This is a genomic window from Fluviicola sp. (assembly GCF_030151805.1).
Lineage (GTDB): Bacteria > Bacteroidota > Bacteroidia > Flavobacteriales_D > Crocinitomicaceae > Fluviicola.
Genome location: NZ_JASLCN010000068.1, coordinates 1 through 12,494 on the forward strand (window position 1 = coordinate 1; position 12,494 = coordinate 12,494).

The 12,494-nt window shown below is 41.9% G+C and carries 9 protein-coding genes; 3 read left to right on the top strand and 6 right to left on the bottom strand.

Features of this window, described 5'->3' with window-relative positions; translation table 11 throughout:
* Window positions 1-208: 208 nt before the first annotated feature.
* Window positions 209-1,351 (bottom strand): peptidylprolyl isomerase, encoded by a 1,143-nt coding sequence (locus tag Q1V93_RS02640; protein ID WP_300661044.1) that lies wholly within the window; start codon window positions 1,349-1,351, stop codon window positions 209-211.
* Window positions 1,352-1,509: 158 nt separating this feature from the next.
* The gene (locus Q1V93_RS02645; protein ID WP_300661047.1) at window positions 1,510-1,866 is read right to left on the bottom strand and encodes a four helix bundle protein; all 357 of its coding nucleotides are present in this window, start codon (window positions 1,864-1,866) and stop codon (window positions 1,510-1,512) included.
* A 187-nt stretch (window positions 1,867-2,053) separates the two neighbouring features.
* On the opposite strand from Q1V93_RS02645, the gene Q1V93_RS02650 reads away from it, so the two are divergent.
* Together Q1V93_RS02650 and Q1V93_RS02655 are read left to right on the top strand one after the other, a co-directional pair.
* Entirely contained in the window at window positions 2,054-3,454 is a 1,401-nt protein-coding gene (locus Q1V93_RS02650; RefSeq protein ID WP_300661050.1) for an MBL fold metallo-hydrolase, read from the top strand.
* Between the two features lie 450 nt (window positions 3,455-3,904).
* Window positions 3,905-5,440 carry a glycine--tRNA ligase gene (locus Q1V93_RS02655; protein ID WP_300661053.1) on the top strand — a complete coding sequence of 512 codons (1,536 nt, stop codon included), beginning with the start codon at window positions 3,905-3,907 and terminating at the stop codon, window positions 5,438-5,440.
* A 290-nt stretch (window positions 5,441-5,730) separates the two neighbouring features.
* Here Q1V93_RS02655 and Q1V93_RS02660 read toward each other — a convergent pair whose 3' ends face one another.
* A complete protein-coding gene (locus Q1V93_RS02660) occupies window positions 5,731-6,222 on the bottom strand; it encodes an LEA type 2 family protein (RefSeq protein WP_300661056.1) in 492 nt (163 codons plus the stop codon).
* A gap of 3 nt (window positions 6,223-6,225) precedes the next feature.
* Window positions 6,226-7,614, bottom strand: coding sequence for a dipeptidase (locus Q1V93_RS02665; protein WP_300661059.1), 1,389 nt, complete (start codon window positions 7,612-7,614; stop codon window positions 6,226-6,228).
* Window positions 7,615-7,772: 158 nt separating this feature from the next.
* On the opposite strand from Q1V93_RS02665, the gene Q1V93_RS02670 reads away from it, so the two are divergent.
* Entirely contained in the window at window positions 7,773-9,983 is a 2,211-nt protein-coding gene (locus Q1V93_RS02670; RefSeq protein WP_300661062.1) for a choice-of-anchor L domain-containing protein, read from the top strand.
* 91 nt (window positions 9,984-10,074) lie between these two features.
* Here the strand turns inward: Q1V93_RS02670 and gpmI are convergent, their stop codons facing one another.
* Both gpmI and Q1V93_RS02680 read right to left on the bottom strand, forming a co-directional pair.
* Window positions 10,075-11,601, bottom strand: a complete 1,527-nt coding sequence (gene gpmI / locus Q1V93_RS02675) for a 2,3-bisphosphoglycerate-independent phosphoglycerate mutase (protein WP_300661065.1) — start codon at window positions 11,599-11,601, stop codon at window positions 10,075-10,077.
* The gene (locus Q1V93_RS02680) at window positions 11,591-12,493 is read right to left on the bottom strand and encodes a HAMP domain-containing sensor histidine kinase (protein ID WP_300661068.1); all 903 of its coding nucleotides are present in this window, start codon (window positions 12,491-12,493) and stop codon (window positions 11,591-11,593) included. The genes gpmI and Q1V93_RS02680 overlap by 11 nt, the downstream gene beginning before the upstream one ends.
* Between the last annotated feature and the right edge of the window lies 1 nt (window position 12,494).

The following is a 12,494-nucleotide window of genomic DNA, read 5'->3' on the forward strand; positions in this document are numbered from 1 at the left end:
AAGTGGAAAAGAATCCGATTAAGATTCCCCGGTTTTGGGTTTGCGAAATTCCACCAGGATCAAACCTCCATTATTAAGAGGTCATTTGACAAATAGACATTCATCTATTAGCCCAGTAGCAGCAAGAGAAAGGGCGAACCCATAAAGCCCAAAAACAAAAAGCCCTCCGTCAATCGACAAAGGGCTTTCTTATATTTTTCAGAATGGATTATTTATCCACCGCACCGTTTTGAACCGGAGCAGCCGGTGTCACATTCAATAATTCAATATCAAATACCAAGTCAGAATAAGGAGGAATTGCTCCCGGTCTTCCTGCAGCACCGTAAGCTTTGAAGTAAGGAATCACGAAAATTCCCTTTCCGCCTTTGCTAAGGATTGAAATTGCTTCATCATAACCTGCAATCATTTGACCAACATCGTGTGTAAAATCCAATGGTTGGTTGCGGTCGCGGGATGAATCGAATTTTGTACCGTTTAAAAACGTTCCTGTATAATGCGTTGAAACATTGTCTCCTTTGTTTGCTTTCGTACCGTTTCCTTCTTTTTCGATCACGTAAACCAACCCGGAAGCAGTTTGCTGTGCATTTGGATATTTCTTGCGGATTTCCGACAACATGTAAACACGGTATTCTTCTTCAGTCATTTTAGAAACCTTCGCGATGCGTTCTTTTTCAGCAGCCTCCAAACGAGCCTGCTCTGCTTTTTTAACATCGTTCTCTGCTTTTGCTTTAGTGTATGCCGCTTTGAAAACCGCTGTTGCGTTCCAGGTTTTGTAAGCTTTTCCGTTGCGAATGATCTGAACTTTTGTCATTACATCATTTTGCTCAATCTTGTTTACAACATCCTGCCCAACGATTACATGTCCGAAAACAGTGTGCTTACCGTTCAACCACGGAGTTTCTTTATGTGTAATGAAAAACTGGCTTCCGTTTGTTGCCGGTCCGCTGTTTGCCATAGACAAAATTCCAGGCCCGCTGTGCGTCAGATCAGGTCTCGTTTCATCGAAAAACTGGTATCCGGGACCACCCATTCCTGTTCCCTGAGGATCACCTCCCTGGATCATGAAATCTTTGATCACACGGTGAAATTTCAATCCGTCGTAGAAAGGTTTTGTAATTTTAATAGAATCAAAAAGAGTGATATTTCCTTCAGCCAAACCAACAAAGTTTGCCACTGTCATCGGTGTTTTCTCGTCCTCTAATTTGACAATAATATTTCCTTTGGTTGTAATAAAAGCTGCGTAAAGACCAGGTGCAGCATCTTTGGGTAATTCCACTTTTTGAGCAAAGATCGAAGTGGTCATCATACATAAAAGCACGAAGGCAGAAATGTATTTAAATCCTTTTTTCATAGATACATATTTGGGTTTAAAAATAGTGCAATTTTGCAAACTGAACGGGAAAAATCAAAAATCAGTCCAAAAGTTGGAAAACCATGTTTTGTAAACGAATTACGAATTACGAATTACGAATTACGAATGGTTTTAACTTATGGGTAGTCATTTGATAGCTATCGAATTTGAATTTCAGTCGTCTTGATAATGGCAGTCAGAATTTTTAGTAATTCTTCACAAAGGAAAATTAACTTCTTAGATAGTTCTAAACTAAGTAAATCTGTTTCTTGCATTAAATTCAGCCAATACAAGGTTTCATTAGCTTCTTTTCGTGAGATTTGAAGTTTATGAATAAAATCTTTAGATGATTGAGCACGAACAGCTTCAGAAATATTGGCTCCTATTGATGTTCCTGAACGTAAAAGTTGTTTTGAAAGAACATATTCCTTTTCTTCTGAAATAATTGTTTTGTAGGTTTTAACAATGTGAATGGCGAATTCAAAGCTTTTAGTCTGAATAATGTTTTTTTTCATAATGAATAGCGTTTCCTACTTAAGATAAGAAAAATTACGAATCGAAAAATAATTTAATTAGGAATTAGGAATTAGGAATTAGGAATTAGGAATTAGGAATTAGGAATTAGGAATTTTAAGTTTCTTATGAGTTAAGTCATTTTTTGCGTTGAAAAAAACACGAAATTTGTGCTACAAAAATACAGACATGCGCATAGAACAATTATACACCAAATGTTTAGCCGAAGCGGCATATTTCATTGAAAGCGAAGGAGAAATAGCGGTAATCGACCCGCTGAGAGAAGTGCAGCCTTACCTGGACCTGGCAAAAGAATGGAACGGAACGATCAAATACATTTTTGAGACGCATTTTCATGCGGATTTCGTTTCAGGACACGTGGATCTGGCAAAAAGAACAGGAGCTGAAATCGTTTACGGACCAACTGCAAAAACAAATTTCGATGCATTGATTGCCAGCGATAACCAGGAATTTAAAGTAGGAAAAGTTACTATCAAAGTATTGCATACACCGGGCCACACGCCTGAATCCGTAACATACCTGTTATTGGATGAAAACGGAAAAGAAACGGCAATTTTCACCGGAGACACCTTGTTTTTGGGAGATGTCGGAAGACCGGATCTGGCCATTAAAGGCGATTTAACGCAGGAAGATTTGGCTGGAATGTTGTTTGATTCCCTGAGAAACAGATTGATGACCTTGCCAGATGCTGTAACGGTTTATCCGGGACACGGAGCGGGAAGCTCTTGTGGAAAGAACATGAGTTCTGAAACAGTAGGAACTTTGGGTGAACAAAAACAAACAAACTATGCACTGCGTGCAGATATGACGCGTGAAGAGTTCATTCAGGAAGTGACAACCGGAATTTTACCTCCGCCTCAGTACTTCCCGAAAAATGCCATGATGAATAAAAATGGCTACGAATCAATTGATGAAGTAATTTCGAAAGGAAATACAGCTTTGTCAGTAGATGAAACAAAACGTTTGATTAACGACGGAGTGTTGGTTTTGGATGTCCGCACCCAGGATGAATACATCAAAGCAGCTGTTCCCGGAAGTTTGTTCATCGGGTTGAACGGAACCTTTGCAATGTGGGTCGGAGCCTTGATCGAAAACATCAACCAGCCGATTTTATTGGTAGTTCCGGAAGGAAAAGAAGAAGAAACGGTGACGCGTTTGGCGCGTGTTGGTTACGATAATTGTGTTGGTTACCTGGACGGTGGAATGCAATCGTGGATCGCGGCAGGAGAACCGGTCGAAACAATCGAATCCGTTACAGCTGAAAGCATAGCAGATAAAATTGAATCACTTCCTGTGGTGGACGTACGCAAACCGGGAGAATACGAAGCAGAACACCTGGAGCATGCGGAACACGTGGCTTTGGATTTCATGCTGGAAGACCTTGGAAATCTGAATCCGAATAATCCGTACTACGTGCATTGTGCAGGCGGGTACCGCAGTGTGATCGCCATTTCCCTTTTGAAACAAAAAGGATTTAAACACCTCATTGATATCGCCGGAGGTTTCGGAGCAATTAAAAAAGCAGGAATCCCGACAACGGATTTTGTGTGCAGCTCGAAGAAGAGTTAGTAAATTCAAGTGGTAACACAGTCATGAAAAATAGTTGAAAAGCCCCGGCATTTGTCGGGGCTTTTTCTTTTATGACTTGTCCTGTATTTTAGGACATTACATGCTTTTATGAAGAATTTTGAAGGTTTATAGTTAAGTATAGATACCCCGTGGTATGAACCCAAACCATCATCTTAAACCAGGGTGAGAAAAACCCGTATGGTTATGCTAAGACAAGATAAATCCAGGATTAAACCAATAATAAGGCATCAATATTCCATAGATAAGACATAGATATAGCGATGATCGTACATATTTTAAACAAAATAACCCAATAATAAACACCACACATGAACGCTGTTTGCTCCGATAATGAATGAAGGAATGCCTGTTTACGATTGCCTGATCACTAATTCGTAATTCAGCATTCGTAATTCGGCATTAAAAAGATATTTCAACTAAATTTGCGCCATGGAACAGAAAGAAGATTTACTGAAGGAAGTTATTTCTCACGCAAAAGAATACGGATTTGTCTTTCCTTCATCTGAGATTTATGATGGTTTGGCAGCAACTTACGATTACGGACAGTTGGGTTCTGAACTGAAAAACAACATCAAACAATATTGGTGGAAGTCGATGGTTCAGATGAATGAAAACATCGTGGGAATCGATGCTGCCATTTTTATGCACCCGACAACCTGGAAGGCTTCCGGCCACGTAGATGCGTTCAATGATCCATTGATTGATAATAAAGATTCGAAGAAAAGATACCGTGCGGATGTTCTGATTGAAGAGCATATTGAGAAAATCCGTCAGAAAATCAATAAAGAAGTAGAAAAGGCAGCAAAGAAATTTGCAGATGCTTTTGACGAAGCTCAATTCCGTTCTACCAACCCGAACGTCTTACGCAACGAAGACAAGATCAAAGAGATCGAGGATCGCATGCGTGTGACGTTGGAGAACAACGACCTGGAAGGAGTGAAGAAACTGATCGAGGACCTGGAAATTGTTTGTCCGATCAGCGGTTCCAGAAACTGGACGGAAGTGCGTCAGTTCAACCTGATGTTCTCAACAGAATTAGGTTCGGTGGCAGGAGATGCTGCAACAATCTACCTTCGTCCGGAAACAGCACAGGGAATTTTTGTAAACTTCCTGAATGTTCAGAAAAGTGGGCGAATGAAAATTCCATTCGGAATTGCTCAGATCGGTAAAGCGTTCAGAAATGAGATCGTTGCACGACAGTTCATCTTCCGCATGCGTGAATTCGAACAAATGGAGATGCAGTTCTTCGTTCGTCCGGGTGAAGAAATGAAGTGGTACAACTATTGGAAAGATACGCGTTTGAAGTGGCACAAGGCTTTGGGGCTTGGTGATAAGTATTACCGCGAACACGATCACATCAAATTAGCTCACTACGCCAATGCGGCATGCGATATCGAATTTGATTTCCCGATGGGATTCAAGGAATTGGAAGGAATTCACTCCCGCACGGATTTCGACCTGAAACAACACGAACAGTTTTCAGGAAAGAAACTACAGTATTTCGATCCGGAATTGAATCAGAATTATGTTCCTTACGTGGTGGAAACATCCGTAGGTTTGGATCGGATGTTCCTGGCAGTTTTAAGCGCATCGTACAAAAACGAGAAGCTGGAAGACGGATCAGAACGCGTTGTACTGAGTTTACCGGCACAATTGGCTCCATACAAAGTAGCCGTGATGCCATTGACGAAAAAAGACGGTCTTCCGGAAAAAGCACTGGAGATTTTCAACGAGTTGAAACTGGATTACAACTGTCAGTACGACGAAAAAGATTCTCCGGGAAAACGTTACCGCAGACAAGATGCAATCGGAACTCCTTACTGTGTCATGGTGGATCACCAGACATTGGAAGACAATACCGTTACAATCCGCGACCGCGATACGATGGAGCAGGAGCGCGTTGCAATCGGAGACTTGTATCAGTTGATCGGAGCAAAAACAAGTTGGAGAAATCTGTTGAAGTAAAAACAGGATTTAAAATATCAGGAGAAACCCGTTTGATTCGTCAGACGGGTTTTTTGTTTTCCGCTTTACCGGATCACACAGATATACAAAAAAGACCTACGCTTATACAAAAGACCTTGTTTAATTGTAGAATAAATGAGAGTTTCACCTCATTGAAAGGAATTTTGCTTACTCAGATATTTACTTCAACTACCAATAAAACAAGGTTAAGAACCTTCGTTTAAAAAGTCAAAAAGCCTGCTTACCGAAAGATAAGCAGGCTTTCAAATACCTTGTTTTATACAGATTAGTTATCGGGTAGCTCCTTTCAGAATTCCTTCCAGCAATCCGTCAAATTTGATGTCTCCGCTCGACAAGCTGCGCGTTTCGTGTACTTCGAAATTTTTCCCGAAGCCCATGATGCTTCCGCGCACATTCCCATCCAGTTTCAATTCGAATTTATCTGCCTTCAGCAATTTCGGAATCCGGAACAAAGCCCCGTCACTTAAACTCAATTGCAAAGGAACCGTGTAGACGTTTTCAGATTTCCGCTTGACTTTGATTTTCTTGTCCAGATCAATCACTCCAAGTTCCAGGTTATTAATAGAAACATTCAGTTTGCCTTTCTTCACTTTGAATCCGTAACCGTTTGCATTGTCTACCGTTGCATCAAAACTGACGAAAAGTGTTTTGCCTTCCAGCTTCCCGAATTTAAAGTTGGAATACCCGGAAACTTCCGGTTCGATAAATTCACAGCTGGTAACTGCAAACACAAGGGCACATATAAAAAGAATCTTCTTCATAAATTAAATCATTGCTTCATTGAAATAATGAAAGAAATACGGAATGGTTTCAATTCCTTTGTAAAAATTAAATAAGCCGTAGTGTTCGTTTGGTGAATGAATGGCATCCGAATCCAATCCGAATCCCATCATAACAGTTTTCAGACCAAGTTCTTGTTCGAATAATGCGATAATCGGAATACTTCCGCCGCTTCGTACCGGAATCGGGGTTTTACCGAAAGTTTGTTCGTAAGCTAAAGCAGCGCTTTTGTATGCGATGGAATCGATTGGAGTAACAACCGGCTCCCCACCGTGATGCGGATTGACTACCACTTTCACCCCGACAGGAGCAATGGATTCAAAATGCTTCGAAAACAATTCCGTGATTTTTTCCGGATCCTGGTTCGGAACCAAACGCATGGAAATCTTCGCATATGCTTTGGAAGCAATCACTGTTTTTGCCCCTTCTCCGGTATAACCGCCCCAGATACCGTTTACATCCAATGTCGGACGAATGGATCCGCGTTCAGGAGTCGTATATCCTTTTTCTCCGTAAACAGCGTCAATATTCAGTGCTTTTTTATAATTGTCTTCGCTGTAAGGAGCTTTTGCCATTTCAGCGCGTTCCTCCAGGCTCAATTCCACCACATCCGCATAGAATCCCGGAATGGTGATGTGATTATTCTCATCGTGAAGCGAAGCGATCATTTTTGCAAGAATATTGATCGGATTTGCGACACATCCACCGTAAAGTCCGGAATGTAAATCCCTGTTAGGACCGGTTACTTCCACTTCCACATAACTCAAACCTCGTAATCCGGTTGTAATGGAAGGAGTATCGTTCGCCAGCATTCCGGTGTCGGAAACCAAAATGATATCTGCTTTCAGCCGCTCTTTGTTTTCTTTAATGAAAAGCCCCAGGTTTACCGAACCCACTTCTTCTTCACCTTCGATCATGAATTTCACGTTGCAGGGAAGCTCGTTTGCTTTCATCATGGCTTCGAATGCTTTCACATGCATGAAGAATTGTCCTTTGTCGTCACAAGCGCCACGTGCAAAAACAGCGCCTTCCGGGTGAATCTCCGTTTTCTTCACCACCGGTTCGAATGGAGGAGAAGTCCAAAGATCAATCGGATCTGCCGGTTGCACATCGTAATGCCCGTATACAAGTACGGTCGGTGCACTGGGATTGATGATTTTTTCGCCGTAAACAATCGGATGTCCGGCTGTTTTGCAAATTTCTACTTTTTCAGCTCCTGCGTTTGTAAGAAATTCAGCAACTTTTTCAGCTCCGCGAATCACTTCCGGGGCGTATGCACTGTCTGCAGAGACGGTTGGAATTTTCAGTAAATCAATGAGTTCCTGTAAGAACCGATCCTTCGATTCCTGTATATAGTTTTGAGTATTTTGCATAAAATTTAATTATTAAGGCAAATTTGGTTAAATCAGGGCGTTTTTTATCGAATAATTATGATTAAAATTTAACATTTAAACAAAAATTAATAATATTGAGATACAAATGCAACCTTTAACACTTTTATTTAGTCTAAAGGTCACAATAACTTATGATTATGAATAAAATTACTACGATGCTTGGGGCCGCCCTGATGTTGCTGTGTTTTACGGTTAACGGTCAGATCGCCACTCAAAATACAATGACTCCGGAACAATTGATTCAGAATATTCTTGTTGGACAGGGAGTTGTTGTTTCCAATGTGAAGTACAATAATAGTTTGGTCAATGCCCAAACGATTCAGGGAAACGCTTTATCATTTACATCATCCACCTTCCCGTTTGCGAATGGGGTGTATATGAGAACGAATGGCGGACCGGGAAATGTGTCCTATGACCAGGATTTGAATGATATTGCTACAAATGTCGTTACAAACGGATGTATCATTGAGTTTGACTTTATTCCTTCCGGAGATACCATCTCCTTCCGTTATATGTTTTCCTCGGTTGAGTATCCGACATATGCCTGTTCGGGCTTTAATGATGTGTTCGGGTTTTTCATTTCCGGACCTGGTTTTTCCGGACCATTTCTAAATGGGGCGGAGAATGTTGCATTGATTCCGGGAGGAAATATTCCGGTTACTATTAATACGGTAAACTCCGGTACTGCTGGAATTAACGGAAACCCTGCTACTTGTGCGGCACAAGACCCGAACTGGACAGCGAATTCGATTTATTATACAACGGCTTACGGAAATAGTGTGGGTTATCCTTACAATGCCGGAACAGTCGTGATGACTGCCAATGCAAGTGTTCAGTGTGGGCAGACTTACCATATTAAATTGGCTATTTCCAATGTAGGAGATACAGGTTTGGATTCCGGGGTGTACCTGGAAGGAGATTCATTCTCCTCTGAAGCAGTGAATATTGCAGTTGCTACTGTAACCGGAGACACAACAGTGATTGAAGGTTGTACGAATGCGCAATTTATCTTTTCACGTCCTCAAACACAATTGGGGGACACATTGATTGTTAACTATGGAATCACAGGAACGGCTACGATAGGAGTGGATTACAATAATTTACCGAACCCGATTACATTCTTTCCGGGAGATGATACCATTATTGTGACTTTGAACCCGGTGGATGACGGAATTCCGGAATCTCCTGAAACGGTTATCATTACAGCAACTACCATTACTCCTTGTGGAGATACAATTATTACTACGGGTACTTTGTACATTATTGACAGACCGATTTTACCGATTAATGAGTCCAATCCGACAGTCTATTGTGCCAATGATTCTGTGTTGGTGACAGCCGTCGCCAGCGGAGGATTCCCGCCGTATACTTATACTTGGTCGTACCTGGGGCAAACAGGAGGAACTGCTTACGTCCCGATTTTTCAAAACGGTTCGATAGATTATTATGTCACAGCCACGGATCAATGTGGAAACCAAGGAAAGGACACGGTAACCGTTACTATGAACCAAACATTGGCGATTGATACGATGATGACATTTATTGCATCTGCATGTATTAACGACGGAGCTGTGAGCGGAATAGGGCAAGGAATTACCGGGCAGCCGCATTATCATTGGGAAGGACCTAATACAGGTGGTCCAAGCCAGATTGATGCTTCTGTGATGCAAAACTTAGGAGCTGGCTGGTATGTGTTTACTATTACGGATAACGTGTGTTCCGTAACGGATTCAATTTACCTGGACAGCGAACCGGCGCCGGTTGCTGCATTTTCTCAGAGCTCACTTTCAGGATGTAATCCGCTGGATGTAGTCTTTACCAATAACAGTCAGAATGCGACAACCTATGAGTGGTATTTCGGAAATGGAAATACGGCTTTTGTAAACGATATGAGTTCACAAAACCAAACATACACGGTTTCTGCTGACCAGGTTTTGATCGCGATCAACGGTCCGTGCAGAGATACGGCATTTGCTTCCGTATTGATTGTAGAATGCGGTTGTACGGATCCTTTGGCAACAAACTATGATCCAACGGCGGTTCAAAATGACGGATCGTGTTTGTATCCTGAACCAACAGTGATCGTACCGAATATCTTTACTCCGAACGGAGATATGAATAATGATGTATTCAAACTGACAACCACGAACGCAACGGAAGTGATCATTAAGATTAATAACCGTTGGGGGAACCCGGTTTATGAAGGTTCGGGATTGGATCCTTTCTGGGATGGAAAAGTCAACGGAACTTTAGCTGCGGACGGGGTTTACTTCCTGCAGTACACAGTAAAAGGACTGATGGGCAAAGAGATCACAGGGCAAGGATTCTTACAATTGATCAGAGATTAATCAAATAAGGTGCTATAAAAAAGTAGAGGGGACGCAATGCATCGCGTCCCCTCTTTTTGTAATTGGCTTTTTATTAATATGTTCTGTTCAATCAGTTATTCAACGTAACAAGACTTTTCCCTTCCATTTCCAATGGTGCTGCAATCCGCATCCGATCCAGGATAGTGGGAGCAACATCTGCAAGAATTCCGTCTTTCAATTTCAAATGCAATTGATCGGTTACTAAAACAACCGGTACCGGATTTAGTGAGTGCGCCGTATTCGGAGACCCATCCGGATTGAATGCCACATCTGCATTTCCATGATCGGCAATGATGATTAATTCGTAGTTCAATTGCTGACACAATGCTACGATTTCTCCCAAACAGGCATCAACGGTTTCAACCGCTTTAACAATTGCATCGTATACACCCGTATGCCCAACCATATCCGGATTGGCAAAGTTCAGGCAGAAAAAATCAGGCTTGTCTGCCTTGAGTTTTTCGAGAATGCGATCCTTCACTTCCGGAGCACTCATTTCAGGCTGCAAGTCGTATGTGGCAACTTTAGGAGATTTGACCAAAATCCGTGATTCTCCCTTAAACTCCTGTTCTCTTCCGCCGTTAAAGAAGAAGGTTACATGCGGGTATTTCTCTGTTTCAGCAATGCGGACCTGTGTGCGGTCCATTTTGCTTAGAATTTCTCCTAAGGTATTATGCAGGTTGTCTTTTTCGAAAATGACGTGTACGTTTTTGAACTTGGCATCGTAGCGCGTCATTGTATAATAATCAATATTCAAAGGATGCATTCCGAATTCAGGAAAAGCCTGCTGTGTCAAAACCTGGCTGATTTCTCTTGGTCGATCGGTTCTGAAATTGAAACAGATCACCGTATCTCCGTCCTGGATTCTTCCTTCTCCCGTACTTGTAACAAGCGGGTGGATGAATTCGTCGGTAATGTCTTCTTCGTAGCTGGATTCAATGGATCTGGCCGCATTGGAGAAATGAGTTCCGATTCCTTTCACCATGGCATCATAGGCAACCTGGATGCGTTCCCAACGGTTGTCTCTATCCATCGCGTAATAGCGACCAACGATTGTTGCAATTTTTCCGGTGGAAAGCTGCATGTGTTCTTCCAGTTTTTGGATGAAACCCAAACCGCTTTTCGGATCGCAGTCTCTTCCGTCAGTAAAGGCATGAACCCATACATTCGACAAGTCATAACTTTTTGCCATATCCAGCAAAGCGTGCAGATGATCCTGTGAACTATGCACACCGCCATCGGAAACGAGCCCGATGAAATGTACTTTGGAATGTTTTTTCTTTGCGTTTTCGAAACATTCGATCAAGGCTGCATTTTTGAAAAAAGCACCGTCGCGGATTGATTTGTTGATGCGGGTCAATTCCTGGTAAACAATTCTTCCTGCCCCGATATTTAAATGCCCCACTTCCGAATTTCCCATTTGACCGTCGGGAAGACCTACTGCTTCTCCGCTGGCAATCAGTGTGCTGTTCGGATACTTTTCGACCAGAGTATCCATGACGGGAGTGTTGGAATTAAAAACGGCATCGGCTTTTGATTGATCGCCGATTCCCCAGCCATCTAAAATAATTAAACCGACTTTTTGATTATTTGTCATAAGGCATTTGTATTTCGAAGCATGCTCCCGGTCCGTCTACTTTTATAAGTCGCAGGTTTGCTCCAAGCGTTCTGGCAGATTCCCTGGCGATGAACAAACCCAATCCGGTTCCTTTGGTGGCACGTGTTTCTTCGTTTTCTAAACGATTGAATTTTTTAAATAATAAGTTTTGAAGATCAACCGGAATTCCTTTTCCGTAATCTCTTACCTGGATCGAAACAAACTGTTCGTCTTTCGCAACGGTTATATCTACACCACGATCCGTATAACCGTATTTGTAGGCATTTTCGATGAGGTTATTTAAGATATAAGTTAGAATGAGCGGATCTGTTTCCAGTGCGATTTCTTCAAAATCATTCATATGAAGTGCGATGTGAAATCTCTTTTGCTGAATGGAAATCAGGCTGGTCAAGAAATCTTTCAGGGAAATAGAAGTCATTAAGCGCGGCATTGCCTGCTGTTCCAAACGGGATGCGGTGAGAATCTGTTCTACCAGGTTTTCCAGCCTGTTGGATTCGTCCAATGCTTTCCGGATCAGTTCACTTTGCTTTTCTTCGCTGAGCTTGTGTTTCTGAATGGTTTGCAGATAAAGTTTCGTTGCCGCAAGCGGAGTTTTTAATTCGTGTGTAACGGAAAGCATGAAATTATTCTGCTGACGTGCCATTTGAATTTCCTTCTTAATGGAACGCTTTATTTTCCACAGACCGAATAAGAGCAGAACAAGAAACACAGATCCTTCCCCGATGATCATCACAATCCGTTTCGCAATGGTATTGTCTGCGTGATGGGAAGAACGGGTTAAATCAATAAGATGATAGCCCCACCAAAGGAATTGAATCAGTACATAAGCACCCAACAAGTATACAAAAACAGTTGTGGGTTTTCTAAGCATC

Excerpts from the sequence above, each read along its gene's own strand:
- Q1V93_RS02655 (WP_300661053.1), top strand. The coding sequence starts at position 3,905 with ATGGAACAGAAAGAAGATTTACTGAAGGAAGTTATTTCTCACGCAAAA.
- Q1V93_RS02645 (WP_300661047.1), bottom strand. The coding sequence starts at position 1,866 with ATGAAAAAAAACATTATTCAGACTAAAAGCTTTGAATTCGCCATTCAC.
- Q1V93_RS02680 (WP_300661068.1), bottom strand. The coding sequence starts at position 12,493 with ATGCTTAGAAAACCCACAACTGTTTTTGTATACTTGTTGGGTGCTTAT.
- Q1V93_RS02650 (WP_300661050.1), top strand. The coding sequence starts at position 2,054 with ATGCGCATAGAACAATTATACACCAAATGTTTAGCCGAAGCGGCATAT.
- Q1V93_RS02670 (WP_300661062.1), top strand. The coding sequence starts at position 7,773 with ATGAATAAAATTACTACGATGCTTGGGGCCGCCCTGATGTTGCTGTGT.
- Q1V93_RS02665 (WP_300661059.1), bottom strand. The coding sequence starts at position 7,614 with ATGCAAAATACTCAAAACTATATACAGGAATCGAAGGATCGGTTCTTA.
- Q1V93_RS02660 (WP_300661056.1), bottom strand. The coding sequence starts at position 6,222 with ATGAAGAAGATTCTTTTTATATGTGCCCTTGTGTTTGCAGTTACCAGC.
- Q1V93_RS02640 (WP_300661044.1), bottom strand. The coding sequence starts at position 1,351 with ATGAAAAAAGGATTTAAATACATTTCTGCCTTCGTGCTTTTATGTATG.
- gpmI (WP_300661065.1), bottom strand. The coding sequence starts at position 11,601 with ATGACAAATAATCAAAAAGTCGGTTTAATTATTTTAGATGGCTGGGGA.